This window comes from Agrobacterium sp. rho-13.3 (assembly GCF_033957765.2).
Lineage (GTDB): Bacteria > Pseudomonadota > Alphaproteobacteria > Rhizobiales > Rhizobiaceae > Agrobacterium.
The window spans coordinates 612,401-635,725 of sequence record NZ_CP192774.1 but is presented as its reverse complement, the minus strand read 5'-3'; the positions used below and the strand labels follow the sequence as shown (position 1 = coordinate 635,725).

The 23,325-nt window shown below is 60.8% G+C and carries 30 protein-coding genes; 2 read left to right on the top strand and 28 right to left on the bottom strand.

Features of this window, described 5'->3' with window-relative positions; translation table 11 throughout:
* Window positions 1-60 precede the first annotated feature (60 nt).
* From RMR16_RS03155 to RMR16_RS03095, 13 genes are all read right to left on the bottom strand, one after another.
* Window positions 61-2,055, bottom strand: coding sequence for a heme lyase CcmF/NrfE family subunit (locus RMR16_RS03155; RefSeq protein WP_320199278.1), 1,995 nt, complete (start codon window positions 2,053-2,055; stop codon window positions 61-63).
* The gene (ccmE, locus tag RMR16_RS03150) at window positions 2,052-2,519 is read right to left on the bottom strand and encodes a cytochrome c maturation protein CcmE (protein ID WP_320199277.1); all 468 of its coding nucleotides are present in this window, start codon (window positions 2,517-2,519) and stop codon (window positions 2,052-2,054) included. The genes RMR16_RS03155 and ccmE overlap by 4 nt, the downstream gene beginning before the upstream one ends.
* The gene (ccmI, locus tag RMR16_RS03145) at window positions 2,516-3,664 is read right to left on the bottom strand and encodes a c-type cytochrome biogenesis protein CcmI (RefSeq protein ID WP_320199276.1); all 1,149 of its coding nucleotides are present in this window, start codon (window positions 3,662-3,664) and stop codon (window positions 2,516-2,518) included. The genes ccmE and ccmI overlap by 4 nt, the downstream gene beginning before the upstream one ends.
* Window positions 3,665-3,797: 133 nt before the next feature.
* Complete coding sequence (locus RMR16_RS03140) at window positions 3,798-4,226, bottom strand: hypothetical protein (RefSeq protein ID WP_320199504.1); 429 nt, start codon at window positions 4,224-4,226, stop codon at window positions 3,798-3,800.
* Window positions 4,227-4,427: 201 nt separating this feature from the next.
* Window positions 4,428-5,828 (bottom strand): HAMP domain-containing sensor histidine kinase, encoded by a 1,401-nt coding sequence (locus RMR16_RS03135; protein WP_320199275.1) that lies wholly within the window; start codon window positions 5,826-5,828, stop codon window positions 4,428-4,430.
* Window positions 5,818-6,489 (bottom strand): response regulator transcription factor, encoded by a 672-nt coding sequence (locus tag RMR16_RS03130; RefSeq protein WP_320199503.1) that lies wholly within the window; start codon window positions 6,487-6,489, stop codon window positions 5,818-5,820. The genes RMR16_RS03135 and RMR16_RS03130 overlap by 11 nt, the downstream gene beginning before the upstream one ends.
* Window positions 6,490-6,569: 80 nt before the next feature.
* Window positions 6,570-6,836 carry a hypothetical protein gene (locus tag RMR16_RS03125; RefSeq protein WP_320199274.1) on the bottom strand — a complete coding sequence of 89 codons (267 nt, stop codon included), beginning with the start codon at window positions 6,834-6,836 and terminating at the stop codon, window positions 6,570-6,572.
* Between the two features lie 329 nt (window positions 6,837-7,165).
* The gene (locus RMR16_RS03120) at window positions 7,166-7,372 is read right to left on the bottom strand and encodes a hypothetical protein (protein ID WP_320199273.1); all 207 of its coding nucleotides are present in this window, start codon (window positions 7,370-7,372) and stop codon (window positions 7,166-7,168) included.
* A 36-nt stretch (window positions 7,373-7,408) separates the two neighbouring features.
* Window positions 7,409-11,206: a baseplate multidomain protein megatron gene (locus tag RMR16_RS03115; RefSeq protein ID WP_320199272.1), complete on the bottom strand. Its 3,798-nt coding sequence runs from the start codon at window positions 11,204-11,206 to the stop codon at window positions 7,409-7,411.
* A gap of 11 nt (window positions 11,207-11,217) precedes the next feature.
* Window positions 11,218-11,652: an NlpC/P60 family protein gene (locus tag RMR16_RS03110; RefSeq protein WP_320199271.1), complete on the bottom strand. Its 435-nt coding sequence runs from the start codon at window positions 11,650-11,652 to the stop codon at window positions 11,218-11,220.
* A complete protein-coding gene (locus RMR16_RS03105; RefSeq protein ID WP_320199270.1) occupies window positions 11,649-12,533 on the bottom strand; it encodes a DUF2163 domain-containing protein in 885 nt (294 codons plus the stop codon). The genes RMR16_RS03110 and RMR16_RS03105 overlap by 4 nt, the downstream gene beginning before the upstream one ends.
* Window positions 12,530-13,162: a DUF2460 domain-containing protein gene (locus RMR16_RS03100; RefSeq protein WP_320199268.1), complete on the bottom strand. Its 633-nt coding sequence runs from the start codon at window positions 13,160-13,162 to the stop codon at window positions 12,530-12,532. Before RMR16_RS03100 ends, RMR16_RS03105 begins: the two co-directional genes overlap by 4 nt.
* 138 nt (window positions 13,163-13,300) lie before the next feature.
* Window positions 13,301-13,879, bottom strand: a complete 579-nt coding sequence (locus RMR16_RS03095; protein WP_320199267.1) for a phage tail tape measure protein — start codon at window positions 13,877-13,879, stop codon at window positions 13,301-13,303.
* 127 nt (window positions 13,880-14,006) lie between these two features.
* Here RMR16_RS03095 and RMR16_RS03090 point away from each other — a divergent pair, with 127 nt between their 5' ends.
* Window positions 14,007-14,207, top strand: a complete 201-nt coding sequence (locus RMR16_RS03090) for a DUF4160 domain-containing protein (protein ID WP_320199266.1) — start codon at window positions 14,007-14,009, stop codon at window positions 14,205-14,207.
* The gene (locus tag RMR16_RS03085; protein ID WP_320199265.1) at window positions 14,200-14,610 is read left to right on the top strand and encodes a DUF2442 domain-containing protein; all 411 of its coding nucleotides are present in this window, start codon (window positions 14,200-14,202) and stop codon (window positions 14,608-14,610) included. The genes RMR16_RS03090 and RMR16_RS03085 overlap by 8 nt, the downstream gene beginning before the upstream one ends.
* On the opposite strand, the gene RMR16_RS03080 is transcribed toward RMR16_RS03085, so the two are convergent.
* The 15 genes from RMR16_RS03080 to RMR16_RS03010 all read right to left on the bottom strand — a co-directional run bounded on the left by RMR16_RS03080 (window position 14,611) and on the right by RMR16_RS03010 (window position 23,081).
* Window positions 14,611-14,826 (bottom strand): rcc01693 family protein, encoded by a 216-nt coding sequence (locus RMR16_RS03080; RefSeq protein WP_320199264.1) that lies wholly within the window; start codon window positions 14,824-14,826, stop codon window positions 14,611-14,613.
* The gene (locus tag RMR16_RS03075; RefSeq protein WP_320199263.1) at window positions 14,823-15,179 is read right to left on the bottom strand and encodes a gene transfer agent family protein; all 357 of its coding nucleotides are present in this window, start codon (window positions 15,177-15,179) and stop codon (window positions 14,823-14,825) included. The genes RMR16_RS03080 and RMR16_RS03075 overlap by 4 nt, the downstream gene beginning before the upstream one ends.
* Window positions 15,179-15,586 carry a phage major tail protein, TP901-1 family gene (locus tag RMR16_RS03070; RefSeq protein ID WP_320199262.1) on the bottom strand — a complete coding sequence of 136 codons (408 nt, stop codon included), beginning with the start codon at window positions 15,584-15,586 and terminating at the stop codon, window positions 15,179-15,181. The genes RMR16_RS03075 and RMR16_RS03070 overlap by 1 nt, the downstream gene beginning before the upstream one ends.
* Before the next feature lie 28 nt (window positions 15,587-15,614).
* The gene (locus RMR16_RS03065) at window positions 15,615-16,016 is read right to left on the bottom strand and encodes a DUF3168 domain-containing protein (protein WP_320199261.1); all 402 of its coding nucleotides are present in this window, start codon (window positions 16,014-16,016) and stop codon (window positions 15,615-15,617) included.
* Window positions 16,013-16,348: a phage head closure protein gene (locus tag RMR16_RS03060; RefSeq protein ID WP_320199260.1), complete on the bottom strand. Its 336-nt coding sequence runs from the start codon at window positions 16,346-16,348 to the stop codon at window positions 16,013-16,015. Before RMR16_RS03060 ends, RMR16_RS03065 begins: the two co-directional genes overlap by 4 nt.
* 3 nt (window positions 16,349-16,351) lie before the next feature.
* Window positions 16,352-16,921 (bottom strand): head-tail connector protein, encoded by a 570-nt coding sequence (locus RMR16_RS03055; RefSeq protein ID WP_320199259.1) that lies wholly within the window; start codon window positions 16,919-16,921, stop codon window positions 16,352-16,354.
* A 323-nt stretch (window positions 16,922-17,244) separates the two neighbouring features.
* On the bottom strand, window positions 17,245-18,492 hold the full coding sequence (locus RMR16_RS03050; RefSeq protein ID WP_320199258.1) for a phage major capsid protein: 1,248 nt from the start codon (window positions 18,490-18,492) through the stop codon (window positions 17,245-17,247).
* Between the two features lie 180 nt (window positions 18,493-18,672).
* A complete protein-coding gene (locus RMR16_RS03045; protein ID WP_320199257.1) occupies window positions 18,673-19,245 on the bottom strand; it encodes an HK97 family phage prohead protease in 573 nt (190 codons plus the stop codon).
* A gap of 166 nt (window positions 19,246-19,411) precedes the next feature.
* Complete coding sequence (locus tag RMR16_RS03040) at window positions 19,412-19,732, bottom strand: DUF6107 family protein (RefSeq protein WP_320199256.1); 321 nt, start codon at window positions 19,730-19,732, stop codon at window positions 19,412-19,414.
* 179 nt (window positions 19,733-19,911) lie between these two features.
* The gene (locus RMR16_RS03035; RefSeq protein WP_320199255.1) at window positions 19,912-20,034 is read right to left on the bottom strand and encodes a hypothetical protein; all 123 of its coding nucleotides are present in this window, start codon (window positions 20,032-20,034) and stop codon (window positions 19,912-19,914) included.
* Complete coding sequence (locus tag RMR16_RS03030; protein ID WP_320199254.1) at window positions 20,034-21,209, bottom strand: phage portal protein; 1,176 nt, start codon at window positions 21,207-21,209, stop codon at window positions 20,034-20,036. The genes RMR16_RS03035 and RMR16_RS03030 overlap by 1 nt, the downstream gene beginning before the upstream one ends.
* 116 nt (window positions 21,210-21,325) lie before the next feature.
* Window positions 21,326-21,661 carry a helix-turn-helix domain-containing protein gene (locus RMR16_RS03025; RefSeq protein WP_320199253.1) on the bottom strand — a complete coding sequence of 112 codons (336 nt, stop codon included), beginning with the start codon at window positions 21,659-21,661 and terminating at the stop codon, window positions 21,326-21,328.
* Complete coding sequence (locus tag RMR16_RS03020) at window positions 21,658-22,011, bottom strand: type II toxin-antitoxin system RelE/ParE family toxin (protein ID WP_320199252.1); 354 nt, start codon at window positions 22,009-22,011, stop codon at window positions 21,658-21,660. Before RMR16_RS03020 ends, RMR16_RS03025 begins: the two co-directional genes overlap by 4 nt.
* 81 nt (window positions 22,012-22,092) lie before the next feature.
* The gene (locus RMR16_RS03015; protein WP_320199502.1) at window positions 22,093-22,401 is read right to left on the bottom strand and encodes a Dabb family protein; all 309 of its coding nucleotides are present in this window, start codon (window positions 22,399-22,401) and stop codon (window positions 22,093-22,095) included.
* A gap of 41 nt (window positions 22,402-22,442) precedes the next feature.
* Window positions 22,443-23,081, bottom strand: a complete 639-nt coding sequence (locus RMR16_RS03010; protein ID WP_320199251.1) for a hypothetical protein — start codon at window positions 23,079-23,081, stop codon at window positions 22,443-22,445.
* Between the last annotated feature and the right edge of the window lie 244 nt (window positions 23,082-23,325).

Below are 23,325 nucleotides of genomic sequence, written 5' to 3'. Positions count from 1 at the left end.
TAAGTCCCTCCCCCTTGTGGGGAGGGGTTGGGGAGGGTTTCTTGTTCAAAACGCCGCCCATCATTCCGCAGGCTCCGGCACTGGCCCGGCCTTCACAGCCTTCGCCTTGCGCGTCGGGGCGCCCACCCGCAAGCGCCGGTCAGACAGCGAAACGAACCCGCCAATCATCATGAACACCGTGCCGCCCCAGATGCAGAGAATGTACGGCTTCCACCAGATGCGGACGACCATGCCGCCATCATCCATCGGGTCGCCCAACGACACATACAGCTGGCTCAGGCCAAATGTCATGATGCCCGCTTCCGTCGTCGGCATTCGCCGCGCCGTGTAAAGCCGCTTGGAGGACCACACATCCGCCACATCCACGCCGCCCTTGCGCGCAGTAAAATGGCCGCGATCTTCCGTATAGTTCGGTCCGACGTGATGGCGAATGCCGTCGAATGTCAGGCTGTAGCCACCCGCATCCACCACCGTGCCCTGCTTCATTTCGACAACGGTTTCCGTCTCGAAGGTCGTCACAATCACGATGCCAAGCACCGTCACGCCAAGCCCCATATGGGCCAGCGCCGTGCCAAAGGTGGATCGCGGCAGGCCTTTCAGCCGGCGAAACGCTATGCCCAACGCCAGCTTGCCGAAATTGGCGCGGTACCAGAGATCCGCCAGCGCACCGAAAATCAGCCAGAAACCGGCGATGATACCGAGCACAGCCAAAACCGGCCCGCCATGTTCGATGTACCACAACGTCAGACCCGCCACCGCCGCCAGCGCTGCTGCCACATAAAGCCGCTGAAATGCACCCAGCAGGTCGCCGCGTTTCCACGCCAGCATCGGCCCGAAGGGCGCAACGATCAGCACCGGGATCATCAACAGGCCGAAGGTCAGGTTGAAGAACGGCGCACCAACCGAGATTTTCTCACCGGTCAGTGTTTCCAACACCAGCGGGTAGAGCGTGCCGATCAGCACCGTCGCCGTCGCGACCGTCAGGATCAGGTTGTTCAGCACCAGCGCACCCTCACGCGAAATCGGCGCGAACAGACCGCCCGCTTTCAGCATCGGCGCGCGCCACGCAAACAGCGCAAAGGCCCCGCCAATGAAGATCATCAGAATACAGAGAATGAAGATGCCGCGGCTCGGGTCCGTCGCAAAGGCGTGCACGGACGTCAGCACGCCGGAACGCACGAGGAAGGTGCCAAGCAGCGACAGCGAAAACGTCATGATCGCCAGCAGCACGGTCCAGATTTTCAGCGCCTCGCGCTTTTCCATCACGAGTGCGGAATGCAGCAGCGCCGTTCCCGCCAGCCATGGCATGAAGGACGCATTTTCCACCGGATCCCAGAACCACCAGCCGCCCCAGCCGAGTTCATAATAGGCCCAGTAAGACCCCATCGAAATACCAGCCGTCAGAAATGTCCAGGCGGCCAGCGTCCAGGGCCGCACCCAACGCGCCCAAGCCGCGTCGATGCGCCCTTCCATGAGAGCCGCAACGGCGAAGGAGAAGCACACGGAAAAGCCGACATAACCGAGGTAAAGCAGCGGCGGATGGATCGCCAGACCGAAATCCTGGAGGACCGGGTTCAGATCCTGCCCCTCGGCTGGCACCGGGCTTAATCGTGCAAAAGGGTTGGATGTCAGCAGAATAAACAGCAGAAACGCCGTCGTCACCCACGCTTGCACCGCCAGCACATTGGCCCGCAGCGTGTCCGGCAGATTGCGGCCATAAACCGCCACCAGTGCGCTGAACAGCACGAGGATCAGCAGCCACAGCAGCATCGATCCTTCGTGGTTGCCCCAAACGCCGGTCAGCTTGTACAGCATCGGCATCAGCGAATGGGAGTTCTCATAGACGTTTTTCAATGAGAAATCGGACACCGCATAAGCCCGCGTCAGCGCCGCAAAAGACAGGCCCACGAGCAGAAACAGCAGCACGGACCCCAGCGGCGCGATGTCCATCAGCGCCTTGTCGTTGCGGCGCGCGCCGAGCACCGGCAGCGTGGACACGACAAGCGCCACGCCAAGCGCCAGAACCAGAGCATAATGGCCGATTTCTGTTATCATGGCGTTGCCCCGGTCTTGTTGCCGTCCTCGGTCTTTTGCCACAGGCCCTTGTCTTTCAGGCGGTCGGCAACCTCCTTCGGCATATAATTTTCATCGTGTTTCGCCAGCACGCTATCGGCCACAAAGGCATGTGTCGCGGCATCGAATGTGCCTTCGGTCACAACGCCCTGCCCCTCGCGAAACAGGTCTGGCAGAATGCCGGTATAGCTCACCGGCACAGTGGCTGCGCCATCCGTCACCGCAAAGCTTACCGTGCGGCCTTCACCGCGCTTGACGGACCCTTCCGCCACCAGCCCGCCAAGGCGAATGCGCGTTCCGGGGCCAACCGTCGTTTTTTCCAGATCACCGGGCATGTAGAAATAGGCGATGGACTGGCCGAATGCGAACATCACCAGAAACGCCGCGATCATGATGAAGCTTACGCCGCCGCCGATGATCGCCAGTCTTTTCTGCTTGCGGGTCATTGTTTTACCCCCTGCGCATCCACGCCAAGCTGTTGCGCCAGCACCAGCAACTGCTTGCCCTGCTCTCCGGCAGGCGGAAACGCTTTGAGGCCGTTTGCCAAGGCTTCCTTCGCCTTCGCATCGTCCTTCAACATCGCATAGGATTGCACCAACCGCACCCATCCTTCGAAATTATCCGGGTTTTCCTTCAGCTTGGCATCCAGACTGTCCACCATGCCCGAAATCATGGCCCGCCGGTCCTCGGCGGACATGGCGCTGGCCGCAGCGACGTCCTCAGCACTCGGGTTGCCCGGCGCTTCGGGTTTCGGCGCCGTGGCCACAGCAGCGGCATCGCCGCCTGTGGTTTCAATATGCGCCTGCACCAGCGGTATCCATGGCGCACCGTCCGGCGAATTCTTCAATATCGCCGTAAATGCCGCCCGCGCTTCGGGCATCCTGCCCGCCTGCTCCAGCGCCAGCGCCAGATAAAACTGCGCACGCGGATTGCCGGGGCGCATCTTCTCGGCGTCGGCCAAGGCAGACCGCGCATCTTGGATGACAATGCCCTGATTGGCCGCGATCAGCGTCTCGGCAAGCCCGGTCAGCCGCTCCGGATTTTCGCCCAGAATACGGATAGCGTTGCGATAGGCCATTTCGGCATCGCCAAGGCGCATGGTTTTGAAATAGATCGGCGCCAGCACGTCCCAGCCGGCTCCATCATCCGGATTCTGCGCCAGATGCCGCTCGGCCTTGGCAATCAGCAGGTTCATGTCGTTGCCCGGCTTTTCAAGACGGGCTTCCAGCGGCATGTCCGGCATACCAGGACTGCCCATGAACAAATAAAGACAGAGCCCCGTCAGCGGCAGCAGAATGGTCACAACACTGGCAAGCGTATTATGGCGGCGCGGCGTGGCCGTTGCATCCCCACCTGTTTTGCTGGACGCGGCGGCCAGAAGCCGTCGTCCGATTTCGGCCCGCGCATATTCCGCTTCCGTTTCGCCAATCAGCCCGCTGGCCCGCTCGCGCTGCAATTCGACCAGCTGGTCACGGTACACCGCCACCTCGCCCTCACGGCCGGTGTCGGATGCGCCCTTGCTGCGCATCAGCGGATACGTCAGGACGATGGCCACGAGAGCCGTCAATAAGGCGATAAGAATCCAGAACATGCCGTTTCAATTACTCGAATGCGCACCGCTTTGAAATAAGCCTCAGCGGGATGACGTGAATTTGAGGCAACATGCCACATGCGTGTTCTGAACGGTTGGACCAGCGCTGACCTTGATACACGTCAATCCAAGATCAGATCAGCGGTGTCCAGGTGCCATCGGCGTTGCGACAGGCAGCGCCGCGCACCTTCGCCTGCTTGCCATCCACCGTCAGAGAATGCGTATATTGGCGGCAATTCTGGTTGCCGACCTGATAGGGCGCGTTGGCAATCACCTCACCCTTGGTGTCGTCCTCGCCCCACATCACGGCCTGCCCGCCGGGCGCTGTTTCCAGCGCGCGATATTCCGCTTCCAGCGCCTTGTTGAAATCTCTGCGGTCCATCTGCAAGCCGCTTCGACCAACAATGCCACCCTGAAGGCTGGCGATATAGGGCGTTGCAGACGAGGCACTGCGCCCAAAAAGTCCGCCGCCAGACATGCGCGTGTTGGACGTGGTGCAGGAGCTGAGAGCCGAAAGGCAGATCAACGAAAGAACCGCAGGGCGCATAAAATTGGAGTTCATTCCCGCAAACCCGGCTTTGCCCATCACTTCAACCAAGAATACACTCCTTATCAACGCGCCATCCTGCGCATCGGCCCGAAAATCGAAATCGATTTTCGCAAAGCACGATGCGTTCTAAAATGCAGAGCGTCAGCGTGCGCCCATGCGGACGCACTACGCAATGCGGTATTTATCACGCAATCTCTTGCCAGTTTTCAGGCGTCATGCAAGCTCTTTCGATAGGCCGGGCAGAAGCAGTTCGGCTTTCAGCCCGCCCAGCGCGCTGCGCGACATGGCAAAGGTGCCGTGGTATTCGGAAACCACCTCGCTGACGATGGACAATCCAAGCCCGGTGCCGGGACGGCTTTCGTCCAGCCGACTGCCGCGCTTCATGGCTTCCTTGATCTGCTCCGGCTCCAATCCGTGCCCATCGTCTTCCACCGTCAACGTTACCCAGGCACGGCGTGTCACATCAGGGTCGGAAGACGGATGAGAACCGGCAGCAATGGTGACAACCACCTTCTCATCAGCAAAACGCGCCGCATTTTCCAGCAGATTGCCGACAATTTCTTCCAGATCCTGCTGCTCCATCGCCACCACCGTCGCGGGCTGCTGAATATCAAGCTCGAACGTCTTGTCCGGGTTCAGACGCCGCATCACCCGCACCAGCCGCTCCAACGCCGGTTCCGCTTCGGCACGCGCCAGAATGGAGCCGCGCTGCGCAGCAATGCGTGCACGGGAAAGATAGGTCTGCACCTGCGCCTGCATCGCATCGGCCTGCGTTCGCACCAGGTCACCATGCTGCGTGTCCAGCGTCCGCGCCTCGTTCAGCAACACCGCAATCGGCGTTTTCAGCGAATGCGCAAGGTTGCCCACCTGCATCCGCGCCCGCTCCACAATCCGGCGGTTGCTGTCGATCAGCGCGTTGATCTCGTTGGCGAGAGGCTGAATTTCACGCGGGAATTCCCCCTCCAGACTTTCCGCCTCGCCACCGCGTATCTTGCCCAGCGCCACACGCGCCTGATCCAGCGGTCGCAGGCTGTAGAGAATGGCAAGACCGTTCACCACCAGACTGCCCACGCCAAACACCGCCAGCGCCAGATAAAGGCTGTTGGAAAAGTCGCGCACGTCCTGTTCCACGACATTCAGGTTGCCGGTCACGCGAAACCGTGCAGCCCGGCCCTCTCCGTCCAGAACCACCTCGGTTTCCGCCACCTGCACGCGGTTGTTGGCATCGTCGGTGATGACGTAATAACGTTCGTAGCGATTGTCGAAAGGCGCATCCAGAATGCCCGGAACCGGCAGCGTCGAAACACCCAGCGACGAGGAAACCAAGGGTGCCGTCTGGAAATTCCCCAGCGGCTCCACCACCCAGTACCAACCAGTATCAGGCTGCGAAAACCTGAGATCGCCCAGCTGCGGGCTTCCGGCCAGCGTGTTTTCGTTGGAAACCGTCACGGAGTTGATGACATTATAAAGCTGGGCGCGCAGCAGATCGGTAAAACTGCGCTCCACGCCCTGCCTGTAAAGCGTGGAAATCACCACCGCAATCACCACCAGCGCCAGCGCCGACCAGGCGGAGGCGAGAAGAAGAACGCGGGCGGTAAGTGAGTTACTTCGCATCTGCGGGAGCTTGCATCCGATAACCAAGGCCACGAATTGTTTCGATCAGGTCCACACCCAGTTTTTTGCGCAGACGTCCAACGAACACTTCTATCGTGTTGGAATCGCGGTCGAAATCCTGATCATACATATGCTCGACCAGTTCCGTGCGCGACACCACCTCCCCCATGTGGTGCATGAGATAGGATAAAAGCCGGAACTCATGCGAGGTCAGCTTCAGCGTCACGCCATTGACGGTCGCCTTGGAGGATTTTGTATCGAGCCGCACCGGCCCGCAGGTAATTTCGGAGGAGGCATGGCCCGCCGCACGGCGGATCAGGGCGCGCACGCGCGCCAGCACTTCTTCCACATGGAACGGCTTGGTCACGTAGTCATCCGCCCCGGCATCGATGCCAGCCACCTTGTCGCTCCAGCGATCGCGCGCGGTCAAAATCAGCACCGGCACGGTCTTGCCGCCGGCACGCCATTTTTCCACAACGGTAATGCCGTCCATCTGCGGCAGGCCGATATCCAGAACAATGGCGTCATAGGGCTCGGTATCGCCCAGATAATGCCCCTCTTCGCCGTCGAAGGCCTGATCGACAACATAACCCGCTTCTTTCAGCGCGTCCGTCAATTGCCGATTGAGGTTTGTATCGTCCTCGACCACGAGAATGCGCATCGTCCGCCCTTTCATTCCGTCCGGCCCCTGAATCAGACCGGCTAAATCATCTCTATATCAGAATTTTGGAGAGTGCGAACTCACATCGGTACGCGCATCGTCACCTTGCGCGGACGCTCGCCATTGCCCTGCACCAGCACGGTCACAACGCAACTCTGGCCATCATTGGTGGGATAGACAGACAGCAATTGCCCACCCGTTTCGCGCACCACGCGGGAGACCGCAGAGCCGCAATCGCTGGCCACCTGAATAACCTGGCCAAAGGCATCCGCCTTCAAATCAGCCTGCGGCGCGGCAAAGCCGGAAAGCCCGGCTGCAAGCGTCGCGATGATGAGAGGTGAGGCCATTGCAAAAACTTCCAAAGAAAAATCGGATGCACGTCAAAACGAATTCTTGTCCGAATATGTATCGTAAAGCTTCTGAATGGCAAATGAATGTGGGCTGTCCTCGCTTGAAGGCATAGTACACGGCGGTGGGTGCCGCTCACCCCCCTCTGCCCTGCCGGGCATCTCCCCCACAGGTGGGGAGATTGGCAAGGGGACAGCTTTCGCCCATCTTAAACGCTGTGAATAAAGTGGGAAGCATAAGTCCAGCCGATCTCCCTCCTTGTGGGGGAGATGCCCGGCAGGGCAGAGGGGGGTAAGCGACAACCACCGCCCTCTACGGCACAAACGCCTTATTTTATCGCACTCGTCGCAGCCAGTCGCCCGTAGAGCGCAATCAGCCCGCCCACACCGCCTGCAACCGTCACAAGCCCTTCCGCAAGCTCGTTTTCAAAGCCTGTCGGCAGGTTAAGCCCCACCACATGCAGCAGCGGTGCCAACACCGCAAGCAACGCACCCCATACGGTTTTGGATTGATACCAAGCCTTCATGCTGTCCATTCTCATACCCTTTCTCGGTTGACATTATTGTGAAGTCTAAAGGCTCAACGTGGCGCTCGCAGCCAACCCCAGCGGCACTGCACGGCCCAGTTGCCGCACCCGAATCGCCAGCGCGCGCTGTGCCGCACCAAAGTCCGACACCTCATCGCTCGCCGCATAAAGGCAGGTCGCCTCACCCACCTCCATCGTGCGGCGCACGAGTTCGCCAGACAGAATCTCAACGCGATAACGCTCGGAAACCTCATCCAGTGGAATGTCGGCTGCGTCCCAGCCATCGGCCTCGACGCGCCCGCGCCGCACCCATGTCAGGCGCACGCCCTGCGTTTGCCGAATACCCCGCAGATGCACCGGCGCCAAAGGCGTTTCGGCCCGCATTCCACCCGCAAAAGCAAAGGGCCCAACGCGGGAAATCTGCCCACCCGCCGCCTCGATAATCCAGTTCAGTTGCAGCCCGCGCTCATCGCCGCGCAGTCCCATCGACACCACGCCCGCGTCCAGCACCACCACCTCGGCGCCCTCGGTCGCACCGGCGCGCATCGCATCTTCGGTGCCCGCCAGCCCGCGCAGCAACCGTGTCAGTTGCCAGCGTTTGGAGGCCACCTCCTGCGCCGTTGCAAAGCCAACCACCTCCCAGGCACCATTCGCACAGCGAATAGCAATGCGATTGGCCCCATTCAGAACGGCAAGATCGGAAGCAGACGCCAGATCGCCATAGGGCAGCGTGATGTCGATCGACCCGGCGGAATTGAACCGCCCCGCAAACCCCGTCGGCAGAGCCGCCGCAAGCGTGCCAATCTTGGCAGGCTGGTCCAGCACCGCCCGCGCCTCATAGCCTTCGGTTCCGGCCGAAACAGAAAGCGCCATGCGTCGCCAAGGCCGTGCGAAGGCCGCAACCCGTGCAAAGCTCTGCACCTCGCCGACCTCAAATCGCGGCAAATCCATCAGCACGATATCCGGGTCAAAGCCATCGGAAGCACCGCCGGCACCGCTACGCGGCGTCTCCGCGTCCCCGGAAAACGTACTGGCCGCAGGCGAAAACTCCCGCGCCTCGATCCGCCTGACATCGCCGTCCTCGATCCGGCTCACCAGAAACCGCCCCGAGGGGCCACCCTCCAGTTCCACGCAGTCACCGGGGTCCAGCGCAATTTCCTGCGGCGAGATCGCAAACGTCACCGTGCGCCGCGCCAGCCGGTTGTCGCGCAACAGCGCCTCCACCGCATTTTGCGCCGTCTCCTGCGCCAGCACAGCACCCAGATCATAGCGCAGCACCCGGTTCCCGGCATTGTCGATGCGCCGTGAGCGCACGCTTGCCTGCTCATAATCCAGCGCCGGATTGAACGCCGTCAGCACCGCCTCCGCCGCAAAATCGCTCTCATGCCCCCGCGCCTCAGACCACAGCGGCGAATCGTCAATGTCGGCATAGGCGGAAATCACCGTCGTCTGCGCAACCGCCCTCCCGCGTGACAGAAACCGAAGCCTCGCCCCATCCTCAATCACATCCACCTGAAACGCGTCCAGCAGCGGCTCCAGCAGGGTGCGCGCCGCCACCACATCGCCCTGCGCATAACCGGCAATGTCTCCCGTCACCGCAGAAACATCGAAATCCGCAAAGTCGTGGTCGCGCAGCACCGAGGCAATCAGGTCCGCCAGGGTCGTCGCCCCCAGCCTGCCATTCAGCCAGTGGCCGGTCCGCCAATTCGCCCCGTCACTCCACGCGACAGTGTCCTGCGGAAACGCCGGATAAGGCCGCGCATCCCATGTCCAGACAAAAATCCGCGCCGGATCGACCATGCCAGCCAATGCCAAACCACCCGCCCAATGGTCGTGATGCGCTTCCAGAAACCGCCTCTGCTGGCTGTCTGCCCGCATCCGGCTGGAAAAATGCGGATAAGCGCTTTCGGATGATTTCGGGTCGATAAAGGTGTTGGGCCGGTTCGCACCCTTGTCGATGGCCGGGCAACCCAGCTCGGTAAACCAGATCGGCTTCATCGCCGCCGCCCAGGCGGTCGGCACCGCACTTTCCACGCCGCCCACCCGGTTGAAATGCCGGTTCTGCCACCAGCCGCGCAAGTCCTTGGTGCGATAGACCCAATGTTTGCCCTTCAGCCCATCGGAAATCGCCGTTCGTGTCCGGCCTAATCGATCGGCTTCGCTGGCATAATACCAGTCAAATCCCTCGCCGCCTTCTATGTTGCGACCAAATCCCGCCGCATCGTCGCCACCCTCAAACCCATCCGGGTTGCCGCCGCCCACATCCTCATCACGCCAGTCGGAAAGCGGCATGTAATTGTCGATGCCAACAGCATCGATAGCGGCACTCGCCCACAGCGGATCAAGATTGAAAAACACATCGCCCGTGCTATCCGCAGGGTGATAACCGAAATATTCACTCCAGTCGGCGGCATAGGTCAGCTTCGTCGAAGCGCCAACCACAGCGCGCACATCACCCGCCAGCCGCACCAGCTCTTCCACAAAGGGAAAAGCGTTGCCCTGCGCCCGCACCCGCGTCAGCCCGCGCAGTTCAGAGCCGATCAGAAACGCATCCACCCCGCCCGCCTGTTTCGCCAGCGCCGCATAATGCAGCACCATGCGTCGGTATCCATCGGCGCGCGTGCAGAATGTCGCGATTTGCGTCCGCGCCGCAGCGGTGGTGTCCACAGTTCCGCTTTGCCCCGGCGCCGGGTGGCAGGTAATATTGCCGCGCCAGCCATAGGCGTCTTGGCTGGCCTTGCCATAAGGGTCCGGCAATCCATTGTTTGCCGGAACATCCATCATAACAAAGGGATAAAGGCACACCTTCAATCCGCGTGCCTTCAAATCGGCAATCGCCTGCAACACGCTGGCATCGCTGGGCGTTCCGCCATAGGCTGGGCCGCCGTCACGCTGGCTCACCGGCCGCACCTGCCCGCGCGCCATGCCCGCCACAGACCAATAGGCACTTTCCCGGTCACGATAGGCCACCTCCACACCGGGTAAAATGCGGCATTCGCCCGCCCGCATATCGGTGCCAAACCACGTCACCACCAGCGCCACGCTCTCCAGGTTCGGGCACAGCGCCTGCAATTCGTCGAGGGACGCCTGCCAGTCGGTCCCTGCCGTCAGCATATGGCGGTTCATCACCCGGCTTTCACCCGCACCGGTCCGCTCGGAAACAGCAACGGTGGAATAACCATGCTCCGTCGCACCGGGTATCATCGTTACGGCCCGGATTTGACTTTCCAGCCTGCCAACAGGCCTTACCACCTCAAACTGCAACAGCGGAATACGGTTGCCAAACCCATCCAGCGGCAAGCGTTCAAACACCACATAACACAGCCCGCGATAGGCCGGCGCATTGCCCGCTCCCTGCTTGGCCTCAATCAAAGGGTCGGGCAGTTGCTCGGCGCTGCCGGGATAAAACCGCATATTGGTCGCGGTCAGGTCCAGCTCCTGTCCATCCGCCCACACGCGCCGCACCATGGCCACCTCGCCCTCGCACAGCCCAACGGCAATGTTGGCGAAATAGGTATAGGTCTCCACAGTCGTACTGCCGCTGCTGCTGCTTTTTCCGCCTTGCCTTTCCTGCGTCACGCTTTCCTCAAAGCGCGTGGCCCAGATCAGCGTGCCGCCAATACGCACCGTGCCGTAAGCCCGCGCAATCGCCCCGCCCTCCTCAGCGCCCGGAATGCGCGCCGTGGAAAGCCTTGCGCCGCTGATCGTGCTGGAGGGCGAAAGGACCGCACGGTCCACAGCACTTCCCACCAGCGCGCCCGCCGCCCTGCCAATCATCGCGCCAACAGGCCCGAACACACTGCCAATCGCAGCACCCGCCGCCTGAAAAACCACAGTTGCCATAGCCGAAGGCCTCACATGTCGGGAAATCGAAATACGCCGGCAATGCGCTTTCGCCACGCTGGCACCAGCGCAGACCGCAACACCGCCGCCGCCTCATAGGCATGGATAAAGTGGTCCGGCCCCGCCAGAATGCCCAGATGTTTGGCCGCGCAATCCGGCCTCCAGCGAAACAGCAACATATCCCCCGGCAGCGCCTGCGCCATGTTCTCGACCGACACAAAATGCCGCCCTGCCGCCGCCATCAGCCGGTCCTCGCCGCTGCGCTCGGCCCAGTCTTGGGCGTAAGGCGGCGGCAGCTCCGGCTCGCGCCCATAAAGTTCGCACCAGATGCCCCGCACCAGCCCAAGGCAATCGCAGCCAACACCTTTCAACGAAGCCTGATGCCGATAAGGCGTACCAATCCAGCCCTGGGCAGCGGCCAAAACCCGTTCACCAATGGCACTCATGAAAATAATGCCCCGCCATCATGCTGCGTGCGGCTGGTCACATAGGAATAGGCAAAATCCGCCCCCGGCATATGCGGAAACCCTCGAAAATTCAGATGGTTGGCAAACTTCGCCTTACAGGTGGCAAACGTCTTGTCGCACCCCGCCGTCACCGTAAAGGCATCCCCCACCTGCGGCGGCACCTCCAGCGGCAGCCAGAAACTCAAGTTGACCATCCCGTCCCGCACCGCATGGTCGTCCAGATCGAAACTGCGCCCCGCATTCGCCCCTCCCGAAAACCGAATTTTCCCCTGCCGGAAAAACCCTTCCTCAAAAGCGCCAAGCCCGGACACCACCATCCGCCCGGAACGATCAACCGAAACCACAGCACCACTCGCCTGAAACGCCGCAAGGCTTGCCCCGCATTTTGCATCCCCCAGCGCCGCATCGCACCGCCGTCCATAAACCCGGCCCTGCGGCTGGCTCAGTTGATGCGCGAAGCTGCGCAGCTCGGCCTTAAAAGCCCCACCCGCCCGCGTCACCTCGCCAATTTGGCGGACCTTCAGCAGCATATGCTGCTCAGGTTCTTTCCAGTTGACGAGAAAAAGCTCCACCTTCGCGCCATCATACCGCCCCGCCGCCAGATCCTCCTCGCTCACCGCCTCGCTGGAAAACCCACCCGCCACCTCACCGGAACTCGCCGCCAGCCCCGCCTCGCTGTCGCTTTCACTGGCCTGAAACCCGCTGGCCGCCAGATAGGTCACGCCACCAAAGGCCAGCGCCTCGTCATGCTCGGTAAAACCCAGCACCACGCCATCGCGAAGGCTCACCCTCCAACAATGGCACGTCGTCGTCGCCTCGCTGCCCAAATGCGCAGCAAAATCCTCTGGCACGTTTTTCACGGCAAAATCTCCACAAGCGGAATGGAAGGAATACGCCCGGCCTCAAAAGCACTCAGGCTCACATCGATGCGATCAATATCGAAACGCACCGGCACATCGAACTCAAACCCTGCCCTTACAGCCGCGCCTATGGCGGGAACCTGCCCCGGCGCAAAGGTCACGATCCCCGTCTCATGGTCCACGCTGAAACCTGCAACAGCCACACCATTCACGGAAACCTTCACCGACCCTTCCACCGGCTTGGCAATCGTGCGCGTCCACCCACCGCCCGCATCGGCATAGGTCTTGGAAAGCTGAAACTTCGCAGTCACCCCATCCCCGGTCCCGATCCGCTGGTCCATAGCAGTGGGTGCCGTCAGCGGCGGGCAAGACCGAAAATCCACCGGATCGCGAAACCGGAACCCATAAAGCTGCCCGCCCCGCGCCTCGAAAAACTCCAGCACGGCATAAAGATCGCTCACAGAACGAACCCCGGACCCCGCATCATACGCCCGCCGCGAATTCCTCCACCGCTGGTTCCGGTTCTCCCGCCCGTTGGACACATTGACAATATCCGTCCGCCGCACCGGCCCACCACTCGTCCCCAGCGCCAACCGCAACGGAAACCGCACCTCATGAAAAGCCGTCATGTTATTGATCCTGAATTAATGAGCCGCATCGCATAAAGGCTGGGCGAGACGGCAAACACTGGCCAATCTCCCCACCCGTGGGGGAGATGCCCGGCAGGGCAGAGGGGGGGAAGCCACGCCCTCCAACGCAAAAGAGCATCACAGCCCCCGCTGACCCCGCCCCACACTGCGCGCCAGCATCGCCGAAATCTGCCCTTCGCTGCGCCGGAAACTCGCCGCATCCGTCGCCGTCACGTTGAACACGATCTGCGCCCCACCACCGCCACCGGCAGCCGCCACGCCGAGTGATCCATCCGCCCCACGTTTCAGCGGCAAAATGGCTTCGCTCCCCGCCTCGCCCATCAGCCCCATATCGCCACCCATGGGAAAAAACGTCGGGCTGGAGACCACCCCGCCCTCCGCAAAGGGCGTCACGCGACCCGGCACGCCGCCATTGGCAAAAGCAAAAAGCGAGCCCGCACCGGAGGCAAGACTGCTGACAGCGGAAGACAGCATAGTCTCCATAGGCTTCAGCCCGGCCGACAGCGCAATGTTGGACAGCCTTGTCCCAAGCCCCTGCAACACGCTGTCCAACCCCTTGCCCCCGGTCGTCGCCTGCTGCAACGCAGACGTCAGCGCCGAGCCAAACCGCTGCGACCGCCGCTCCAGATCATCCATCACCGACGCCAAAGCCTCCGCCTGCTCGCGCCCCTCAACAAAATTCATCTCATCAGCCATCGGCCTTGCCTTTCTGATTCAAGTTGGGAAGGTAGGGGATTGGAATTACGCAACAATTGCCACACAACTTGAAAAACCCAAGAAGTTAGGTTAAGTATTGGATGGTGACAGTTTTCGACAATACGGAATGCGTTTCGTCATCTATACGGCAGACCACGAACCACACCACGTTCATGTCTATGGCGAAGGTGAAAGCCGCATCGATATGATCAACCTCGGTGTCATAACCCAAGGCGGAATGTCAGATCGGGATGTGAGACGCGCCGTGGCCGTGATTGAAGAAAACCAGCAACTATTCCTCGAAGCCTGGAGACAATATCATGGTTGAAATCAGCGATCAGGAGCTTGCTCAGGCGAAACAACGCTGGGCAGAGGAACGCACTGAGCGACCCATCCCAAACGCTGTCCGGTTCGATCATTCCTCTGAACGGATCATTGTGGATTTCACCAACGGCGCATCCTTCATGTTTCCCGCCCGTGCTGTGGAAGGCTTGGAACTCGCCACCCCCACCCAACTTGCAGAGGTAGAATTACTGGGCGAAACCGGGCTACACTGGGAAAACCTCGACGTGGATTACACCATCATTGGCCTCATGAACGGCATATTCGGCAGCAATTCCTTCATGCAGGCGCAACGTCGCGGCGGCCAAAGCCGCTCCCCCGCAAAAGCCGCAGCCAGCCGTGCCAACGGTGCAAAAGGCGGTCGCCCCAAGAAAACCACCAAGCCCTGATCACCCATCCGGAAACGCCCGCATCAATCCCTCCATGCCCGCCCTGTCCAGCCCGCGTCCCTGTGGCCGCATCCCGCCCGTCATGGCGAAGAACTCCACGGGCGTCAGTGCCCAAAACACATCAGGAGAAAGCCGCAGCAGGCACATGCCCGCATGAATCACCTGCCCCCAGGGAAAGGGCCGTGCCTCATGCGATGCGCCCGCTGCGGCTCTCAAGGGGAGGCCGTGGCCTCCGCACCGGTTCCGGCAAAGGTTGCGGTCAGCAGATCGCCCACGATCCCGGCGTAACCGGCAATCCCGCCCTCGATGCTCATGGCCGCCACATCGTCGTCGGAAAACACATTTCCCGCCCCGCGCAACCCCGCGCCAATCACGCGGATCATGTCTGCGGATTTCATCCGCCCGCTGGCAAACCGGCTGGCCAAGCCCGTCAGATCATCGGCGGCAAAGGCGGTTTCCAGTTCCGCCAGCGCACCCAGCGTCAGGCACAAAATCCGCCTTTCGCCATCCAGCACCGCCTCCACCTCGCCCCGGCGACGGTTCGCCCGCCCGAAATTCTTAGGCTCCATCACAAGGCTCCAAACGTGATGGCACCGGCGGATTCCAGCGCGATTTCAAACTGCACCTCGCCGTCATGCCGCCCGGAATACTCCAGCGCCGTAATCTGAAACAGCCCGGCCACCGCCCCAAAATCCGGGATAACGATCTGCCAGCCAGGAATTTGCCCGGCAAAAAACGCTCCGCGCACCAGCGCATCGCTTTGCTGGTCCTTGAAAATCCCCGAGGCCGTCAGTCCCGCCCGCTGAATGCCAACCCCGGCCAGCAATTCCCGCCAGCGCCCGGCGCTTTCGGCATCCGTCACGTCCACCGCCTCGGCGTTAAACGCCAGCCGTTTCGTGCGAAGCCCCGCGACAGTCACGAACGCCCCGCCATTATCGATCTTCAGCAGCAGGTCTTTGCCTTTCTGCGCCACCATGTCTCGTCCTTTCAACTTGAAATTGGTGCTACTCCGTCACCGCCCGAAACCGTATTTCCGTCAAAAACAGCTTCGATTTCGGCTCTCGCACAGACCGGCTGGAGCGATAAAACAGGCTCACCAGCGCAATCCCGTCCCCCAGCACCAGAGGCGCATCGTCCAGCAGCGTCAGAATGCGCACGGCAATAGTCTGCGCCAGTTTCCGTCCGCCCTCGTGGCTCCACACCTCGATGTTGAGAAAATGCTCCTCGCCCTTTTCAGAGCCGGTCGAATAATCACGGCTGTCGATTTCGCCATAGGCCACACAGGGCAGAACCGGCCTTGGCAACAGCCGGTCAACAAAACCACGCGGCCCCACCAGTTCCACCAGCGTCGCATCACCCGCAAGCTGCGCATAAATGGCCTGCAACAGCGCATTGCCCGCCCTCATCGGCTGTCCTCCTCGCAGCGGCCGACGATGAAGCGGCCCGTTTCATCCGGGTCGATCACAGATTTCACCGCAAACACGCGGCTCCCTTTTCGAAACCGCATCCCCGCTGCGATATCGGTGCGAAAACCCATCCAGATGCGGTGAGTTATCGCCACGCCATCGGCAGATGCCCGCTCATAAGCCCCTTGCGACACCGGCTCGATTGCCGCCCACAAAGACCGAAGCAAAAGCCACCCCGCGCTCACGCCGCCCTGCCCGTCAGGCACATCCTCCGGCGCCTCAAGCTCCAGCCGCGCGGTCAGCTGGCCAGGGTCCAGAAAAGTCAGGTTCATGACTCACAGCCCCATTCGGCGAAACGGCCCAATCAGCCGTTCATATCCCGCAGGCACGCCAGCGGGCTGGTCGGCGGCAGAAACCGCCCCGCGAAACGCAAACATATGCGCAATGTGGATCAGCATCGCCCGCTTCAGCGTGTCGGGAACATCAGCACCGCTTTCCCCAAAACCGGCGGTAAAATCGATTTCGATGCCGTTCAGCGGTTGCCCCGGTGCGCGCGGCGTGCGCAGCCACAACCTCGCCGGTCGCGCCTCGCCATCCAGCAGCTTGTCCGTTGCGGTCACGTCTTGCGGATCGCCCGCATCATCGAAAACCAGAATCTTTTCGATAGCTTGCACCGGCCCCTTCGCAATCTGAATCACGCCATCGCGTGGCCAGTCGTCGAGGTAAAGTCGAAGGCTTTGACGCATCAGGCAAAGCCCGGTCTGGCGTTCCAGATAAGCGCGTGCCGTCTGGATCAACGAGATCAACAGCGCATCCTCATGCTCGCCATCCAGCCGCAAATGCGCTTTCGTCTCGGCAAGCGTCAACGCCTCCGCCTGCGGCGGGGTGATTGTTGCATAGGTCATAGTGTCTCCGGGCAGGTGGGAACGAAAGGAGCGTGTACTTGCGTCCACTACCGCAAGTATCGCCCGTCATCGCCTGTGGCCTACCCCCCTCTGTCCTGCCGGACATCTCCCCCTCAAGGGGGGAGATCGATCTGCGGCAGCCTCTCGCCAAACTCAAACGTTGCGATTGAAATTAAGAAGGATCGTCTTTCCGATCTCCCCCCTTGAGGGGGAGATGTCCGGCAGGACAGAGGGGGGTAAGCCACAGGCGATGACATGTATTTGGCCGTCCGTCATGCCGGGTCAAACCCGGCATGACGGAGAGAGAAGTCTGAGCCTAAAAATCACGAAGCCGCAAATTTCACCAGCTTCACCGCCTCAAAGTTCTGCACCCCACCGCCAACACGTTTGGTGGTGTAAAACAGCACATAAGGCTTGGCGGAATAAGGGTCGCGAAGCACGCGAATGCCCGTGCGGTCCACCACCAGATACCCAGCGCGGAAATCACCAAAGGCGATGGACATGCTGCTTGGCCCCACATCCGGCATATCCTCAGCCTCGGCCACCGGAAATCCCAGCAGCGATGCGGATTGCCCGGCAGAGGCTGGCGGTTGCCACATGTAATTGCCGGTCGTGTCCTTCATGCGGCGCAGCGTGGACTGCGTCTTGCGGTTCATCATGAAGCTGCCATTCTGGCGGTGCCCGGCTTTCAGCGAATACACCGTGTCGATCAGCACATCCTGCGGCCCGGCAGAGGCAAACGCACCCGCAGCCCCCGTCGCCAGATAACCGAGTTTGCCCCACTCCCAATTCGCATTCGCCACCGTGTCATAGGCCAGCACGCCCTTGGGCTTGTTCACGCCATCACCGGAAATAAACGCCGTGCCCTCCTGCTCGGCAAAGGCCACATCCACCTCGGCAGCAATCCACGCCTCGATGTCAACAGCCGCATCATCCAGCAACGCCTGGGTGGCCGCCGGCATGGCGTAAAGCTCCATGGTCGGAAAGGTCAGCTCGGAAAGCTGCGGCGTGTTGGTCTGCGGTCGCGCTGCCGTTTCGGAAACCCAGCCGGTCGCAAGGCCGCTCGGCGCAAACGGCTTTTTCAGCACCGCACCAGAAACCTGCCGCACCGTTGCCAGCCCACGCATCGGCGAAACCACCGCCATGCGCCTGCCAATGTCGCTGTCCGTCTCATTCGGCACCAGATAACCGCCATCCGCCCCCACATTCCCCGCGAAAGCCTTGGCCTCCAGATCGCGCAGCGCACCCTCGTCACCGCGGCGAATATAGGCCTCGAAAGCCGCCTTGTGCTCCTCCGTTTCCGCAGAGGCCGCGCCCCTGCGGCCCAGCGCCGGACGCGCCCTTTTCAGCGAAAGATCATCCATGATCCTTTTGTTGTCATCCAGCGCCTTGTCGATGCGCTCCAGCTTTTCACGCGTCAGCACATCGCTGCCCATCTTGCGCTCGATGTCGCCCAAGCGCTGATCATTGGTCTCCCGAAACGCCTCGAACGCCTCCATAAAATCATCAAACGCCGCCGTCATCGTGTCCGGCACAGCCTTGATCTGCGGTGCAACCCTCTGTTCTGTCATGTGGTCTTCCTCTGTTGATTGTTTGTAGAAATGTGGAAGGCGACATCCCACCCAACCTCCGTCACCCCGGACCTGATCCGGGGTCCAGCAGCGTCGCGTCTGCGATGCAAAAGACTCTTTCGGGGCGCAGACGCGCCTGCGCTGGATACCGGCTCAAGGCCGGCATGACGGAGATGGGCCTCACCGCCCAAAAGCACCCGCCGCCAAACTCTTCGCCATCAGGCGCATCGTCCGCACCAGTTCCGTTTCCCGGTCGCGAAAGAACCGTGCGTTCTTCACGTCGGACACCCGCGCCGAAGGCAGCATCGGAAACGTCACCACGGAAATCTCCCATAGGTCGGCCTCAAGAATTCGCCGCACGCCGCTGCGCGAAGCCTTGCCCGCCCGCACCGTCTGAAAGCCGATGGAAAGCCCGTCCAGCGCGCCGGTTTTCATCAGCGAGTGCACCTCTTTCGCCCGCGCCACATCCGGCGCCAGCACGCCCTCGACATAAAGCCCGCGCTCGTCCTCGCGAATGGTGCGCCACGCCCCGATCGGCTGGGCGGGGTCATGCTGATAAAGCATCCGAATCCCACCCGCCCCGCGCTCCTCAATGGAGCGCCGAAACGCCCCCCGTTCAATCACGTCGCGGCCCAGATCCACCTCGCCGAAAACGCTGGCATAACCGGAAAACGAGCCATCAAAAGCAATGCCGCGCACGTCCAGCGTGGCAAATTTGCGCGTGGCGGGCCGCGGCCCGCGATAAGCGTGCATGAAAATCTCCTGCGATATTGAGGAAGGAACGACGGATGCGCGATGAACCCCGCATCGCTACTTTTCGTCATTCTCGCCCTTGTGGCGAGGATCTAATCACGTCGATAAGAATTCGACGTCGCAAATGCCCGGGACAAGCCCGAGCATGACGACGGCAAGCTTTGAGCTATCCCCTGGGCCGCGTCGCATAACGCTCCGCAACCCGCACCATCACCCCCAGCCCCCACCAGGCACAGAGGCTTGCGGCGGCAGAACCCGTCAACATAACGTCCTGCCGCGAAAGCCCATCGGCAATATCCAGGTGCTTGACGATCCAAAGCCCCACCGGCCCGCCAAAGATCATGCCGCAGGCCAAGCCAGTCAAAAACCGGCTGGCCGCCTCGCGGTGCGTCTGCGGCAGGAGATAGATCAACGAAACCCCGGCGCCCGCCACGGCCCCGGTAAACCGAGCAGCCCAAATGCCGCCCTCATTGGCAAATTCAGACATGGGTAATGTTTCCAGATTAGAGTGAAGGACGTTGGAGCCGAATGACCCGTGCGACAAAGCGCCATTTCCTGAGTCATCAGAATCGGTTGAGGCGAAGCCCTCACAAACGGATTCCGGTCGTTCATAAACTGATTCAACGGTGTAGAAATCGGGGGACGACAGCGCCCACCCACCCTCCGTCACGCCAGAGCTGATCCGGGGTCCAGCGCGATCAAGTCCTTGATCGCAAAAAACTCTTTCGCGCCGCGGACGCGGCGACTGGATTCCGGCTCAAGGCCGGAATGACGGAGCAGAAACTCCATCAATACCCCACCGCCTCTCGCTTCTCCTCATCGCTCAAAAACCCCGCAGCCCCCACCCGCGCCCACAAGGCATCCCGCTCGCTCGCCAGCCCCGCAATCTTGTCCAGATCAGCCTCCAGCCTTAGCGCGCCCTTAAACAGAGGCGCCAGCCAGCCGGAAAGGCTCGCCGCCGTGCGGTTGATCAGCGGCAGAACGGTCAGCCGGTAAAACGCCCGGTTCGCTTCCTGATAATTCGCAAAGGTGTTGTCACCGGGAATGCCCAGCAGCATCGGCGGCACGCCCAGTGCCAGCGCAATATCCCGCGCCGCACCGTTCTTGGCCTCCATAAAGTCCATGTCCTTGGGCGAAAGACCCATGCTTTTCCAGTCCAGACCGCCCTCAAGCAGCAACGGGCGCCCGGCATTCACCGCTCCGGCATAGCACTCTTCCAGCTCCCGTTTCAGCCGCTCATACTGGTCGGTGGAAAGATTGCCGCCCTCCTTTGGTTGATACACCAGCGCACCGGAAGGCCGGGCGGAATTTTCCAGCAGCCGCTTGTTCCAGATGCTGGCGGCATTGTGCAAATCCAGTGCCGCTCCCGCCGCCGCCAAGGGTGAAAATCCGCCATGGTCATCCAGCGGATTGAACAGTTTCAGATGCAGCAAACCCAACCCGTCCCGGTCAGCCGCAATCCGTCGCCCGGCCCGGCCCTCAGCGCGATAATCAAACGCCATCGGCCAGCCATCCGCCCCTTCGACAACATTAACCCGATCCGGCCGCAGCAGATGCAGCTCCCGCAACCGCTCCCCCACCAGCAGCGGCTCGATATAGGCATTGCCGGACAGCAGCAGATGCCCGTACAGCGCCTCGAAAAAATCCGGCCCGCTCATCTGCCCGTTGGGTCGCGCCAGCAATCGCAGCAGCGCATGGTCGGCAATCTCGTCCTCGCCTTCATACAGCAGCCAGCTCACAGACGCCGCAGCTTCCGCCACCATCCGTGCCGCCCGGTGCGCCACCGGGTTGCGCATAAATCCTTCACGAGACAGCGCTGCATAAGACCGCCCGGACCAATGCGCCCGCCCGGCCTCGCCGGAAAGCACCAGAAACCCGCCCGCCGCCTTCTCTTCGCGCACAACCTCACGCCCCCCCTTACGTCCCATTGCGCGCCGCCACGGCAAGTTCACAAAAAATCGCATGGAATTATCCTTCACGAAAACACGAAAACCCGTTCTGCTGGAAGCAGAACGGGCAAAATAGCCTTGGTCGTTCAAGAGATTGCAGTCAGCGGGCGATAGCGCGCATTCAACTCCCTTTATACAGGGATGATATTTTTTACATAAATTTCCGGGTCGAAATCGACGCGCCGCGCCTGACCATCCGCTGTTTTCAACACCAACTCTACTCCGCCACCAATCGCGTGCATGTAACGAACGACAGAAGAAAGCAAAACATCGTCTGCATTTTCCATTTTCGAAATTGCGTTCTGAGTGGTGCTGGCTTTGGCTGCAACATCCTGCTGAGTGGCGTTCATCGCTTTACGAACCTCAGCCAAAGCTTTTCCGAGACGACGCTCCTCACGCTTGGCGTCCAGACGCTTCTGCACATCGTCTGGTAGTTCTGCCCTGAAACTTTTCCAAGCGTCGCTCATGTCTTCATCTCTTTCAGCCACGCGTCAAAACGGTCATCGGCTTTGGCAATGAGTTGTCGGTAAAACCGTGCCTTGTCTACACCCTGTTTGTCAGCTCCACACAGAATGATTGCACTCTGCTTCGGATCAAAAGCGAATGCAAAACGCCAGATCTGCTTGCCATGCTTAACTCTGATCTCTTTCATATTCGCGTGCCGAGAAGCATTCAGCGTGTCAACGTCTGGCCGACCCAGAAACGGGCCGTCATCTTCCAGATGATCCAACACCTCGCCGACCAGCTCTTTCAAGCCCATCTCGAACGCTTTCCACTCCGGTATGAAGCCGGAATGAAAACGAACTTTGTAAGGCATTTATAACTCCAAATATATCTCGCAGGATATAATATTCAATATGAATTTTTCAAATAAAGCAGGGCTGTGAAAATCTTCACGTCACCCAATCGGCTGCTTCACCGCCGTATCGCTGTCAAAATCCGCAGCCACCCGCGTGTCGCGCAGCGGCTTCACTGTGCTGGTGGAAAGGTCATAGGCCGGATCGGCCTTATACGCGGCCAGCGCCGCCTCGTTCTCGAACTCGCCATAAACAACGAAGTCCACCGAATTGCCCCACTGGTCCTTCTTCACGTTCTCGCCAATTTCCAGTTTCAGCGCATGGGAAATGCCGGTCAGGCCGGAAAGACCTTTGCGCACCGCATCGCGGTTGGCTTCTGGCACGGTGAAAAAAACGATATGGCGGATCATGGTAGCACCTGTCATGCAAATTTTGGATGAGAAACCGCGTATCATCCCGCTGCGGCCTGTTCAATCCGGCTTGCCGTCATGCCCATGTGAAAAGCCCTGCCATAACCCGCCACCAGACCCGCCCGGTCCGTGCCATTAATAATGGCCCGCGCCCCTTCCCAATCGGCCCGAACACCGCTGAAATAGTGCGAAAGCCGCCGCCCGGTGAAACTGCCCCGCATCATGCCCTCGACCAGAATCAGAGCTGAAACCTGCGGCTCCATCGCCCGCTCCGGTCTTCCAACAAGGTCGATGCCGGTCACGGCAGACATCGCCTCGTAATTGCGCCTATGCGTCAGTTGCACCAGCCCGCGCCCCAGCCAGCTTTTGCCCTCCGCATCCCGCCGCCAATAGGGCACCTTCACCTGCCCCAGCCTGCCCGCCGCAAAGGCGCGGTCCAGAATGCCAATGGCCGCGTCATCATTCGGCGCCATGGTTTCCCGCACCGGCTGCATGGTCGCGCCAGTCTCGTGAAACGCGGTCGCCAGCGCATAGGCCAGATGTCTGACATCACCGCCCGCTGCCCGTTGTTGAAACATATCCAGCACCATCTCCGTGCCGCGCACCTGCGCAACGGTCAATTTTCCGCCAAAAAGAATACCGCGCATGGTTGAAAAGAATCGCTGCCTGTCGATCATCATTATGACCTTTCCGAATGAAGGAGGCCTAACCCCCCGTTTTTCCACAACCAGCAAACGGCACCTAAATCGATTTGAAAAAATATTAATCGATTTTAATTCATGCGAACCGTTTTAAGGGTAAAATTTGCCTTGAAATAGGGAACTTCCGTCCGCTTACTTGGTTTCAGCCCGCGCAACCCAGCCGCGCTCATCCCGTAAGGAGGAATGCCATGACAGCGACAATTCCCCAGCAAACCTACGACCG

What these genes read in the sequence shown, in the direction of transcription:
- RMR16_RS03130 (WP_320199503.1), bottom strand. Translation starts at nt 6,489, where the DNA reads ATGCGCATTCTCGTGGTCGAGGACGATACAAACCTCAATCGGCAATTG.
- RMR16_RS03060 (WP_320199260.1), bottom strand. Translation starts at nt 16,348, where the DNA reads ATGAACCTGACTTTTCTGGACCCTGGCCAGCTGACCGCGCGGCTGGAG.
- RMR16_RS03025 (WP_320199253.1), bottom strand. Translation starts at nt 21,661, where the DNA reads ATGAGCGACGCTTGGAAAAGTTTCAGGGCAGAACTACCAGACGATGTG.
- RMR16_RS03040 (WP_320199256.1), bottom strand. Translation starts at nt 19,732, where the DNA reads ATGTCTGAATTTGCCAATGAGGGCGGCATTTGGGCTGCTCGGTTTACC.
- RMR16_RS03030 (WP_320199254.1), bottom strand. Translation starts at nt 21,209, where the DNA reads ATGCGATTTTTTGTGAACTTGCCGTGGCGGCGCGCAATGGGACGTAAG.
- RMR16_RS03045 (WP_320199257.1), bottom strand. Translation starts at nt 19,245, where the DNA reads ATGCACGCTTATCGCGGGCCGCGGCCCGCCACGCGCAAATTTGCCACG.
- ccmI (WP_320199276.1), bottom strand. Translation starts at nt 3,664, where the DNA reads ATGTTCTGGATTCTTATCGCCTTATTGACGGCTCTCGTGGCCATCGTC.
- RMR16_RS03035 (WP_320199255.1), bottom strand. Translation starts at nt 20,034, where the DNA reads ATGGAGTTTCTGCTCCGTCATTCCGGCCTTGAGCCGGAATCCAGTCGC.
- RMR16_RS03155 (WP_320199278.1), bottom strand. Translation starts at nt 2,055, where the DNA reads ATGATAACAGAAATCGGCCATTATGCTCTGGTTCTGGCGCTTGGCGTG.
- RMR16_RS03050 (WP_320199258.1), bottom strand. Translation starts at nt 18,492, where the DNA reads ATGACAGAACAGAGGGTTGCACCGCAGATCAAGGCTGTGCCGGACACG.
- RMR16_RS03070 (WP_320199262.1), bottom strand. Translation starts at nt 15,586, where the DNA reads ATGGTGGCGCAGAAAGGCAAAGACCTGCTGCTGAAGATCGATAATGGC.
- RMR16_RS03090 (WP_320199266.1), top strand. Translation starts at nt 14,007, where the DNA reads ATGCGTTTCGTCATCTATACGGCAGACCACGAACCACACCACGTTCAT.
- RMR16_RS03100 (WP_320199268.1), bottom strand. Translation starts at nt 13,162, where the DNA reads ATGACGGCTTTTCATGAGGTGCGGTTTCCGTTGCGGTTGGCGCTGGGG.
- RMR16_RS03065 (WP_320199261.1), bottom strand. Translation starts at nt 16,016, where the DNA reads ATGAGGGCGGGCAATGCGCTGTTGCAGGCCATTTATGCGCAGCTTGCG.
- RMR16_RS03115 (WP_320199272.1), bottom strand. Translation starts at nt 11,206, where the DNA reads ATGGCAACTGTGGTTTTTCAGGCGGCGGGTGCTGCGATTGGCAGTGTG.
- ccmE (WP_320199277.1), bottom strand. Translation starts at nt 2,519, where the DNA reads ATGACCCGCAAGCAGAAAAGACTGGCGATCATCGGCGGCGGCGTAAGC.
- RMR16_RS03135 (WP_320199275.1), bottom strand. Translation starts at nt 5,828, where the DNA reads ATGCGAAGTAACTCACTTACCGCCCGCGTTCTTCTTCTCGCCTCCGCC.
- RMR16_RS03120 (WP_320199273.1), bottom strand. Translation starts at nt 7,372, where the DNA reads ATGGACAGCATGAAGGCTTGGTATCAATCCAAAACCGTATGGGGTGCG.
- RMR16_RS03140 (WP_320199504.1), bottom strand. Translation starts at nt 4,226, where the DNA reads ATGAACTCCAATTTTATGCGCCCTGCGGTTCTTTCGTTGATCTGCCTT.
- RMR16_RS03015 (WP_320199502.1), bottom strand. Translation starts at nt 22,401, where the DNA reads ATGATCCGCCATATCGTTTTTTTCACCGTGCCAGAAGCCAACCGCGAT.
- RMR16_RS03110 (WP_320199271.1), bottom strand. Translation starts at nt 11,652, where the DNA reads ATGAGTGCCATTGGTGAACGGGTTTTGGCCGCTGCCCAGGGCTGGATT.
- RMR16_RS03010 (WP_320199251.1), bottom strand. Translation starts at nt 23,081, where the DNA reads ATGATGATCGACAGGCAGCGATTCTTTTCAACCATGCGCGGTATTCTT.
- RMR16_RS03055 (WP_320199259.1), bottom strand. Translation starts at nt 16,921, where the DNA reads ATGACCTATGCAACAATCACCCCGCCGCAGGCGGAGGCGTTGACGCTT.
- RMR16_RS03125 (WP_320199274.1), bottom strand. Translation starts at nt 6,836, where the DNA reads ATGGCCTCACCTCTCATCATCGCGACGCTTGCAGCCGGGCTTTCCGGC.
- RMR16_RS03095 (WP_320199267.1), bottom strand. Translation starts at nt 13,879, where the DNA reads ATGGCTGATGAGATGAATTTTGTTGAGGGGCGCGAGCAGGCGGAGGCT.
- RMR16_RS03085 (WP_320199265.1), top strand. Translation starts at nt 14,200, where the DNA reads ATGGTTGAAATCAGCGATCAGGAGCTTGCTCAGGCGAAACAACGCTGG.
- RMR16_RS03020 (WP_320199252.1), bottom strand. Translation starts at nt 22,011, where the DNA reads ATGCCTTACAAAGTTCGTTTTCATTCCGGCTTCATACCGGAGTGGAAA.
- RMR16_RS03075 (WP_320199263.1), bottom strand. Translation starts at nt 15,179, where the DNA reads ATGGAGCCTAAGAATTTCGGGCGGGCGAACCGTCGCCGGGGCGAGGTG.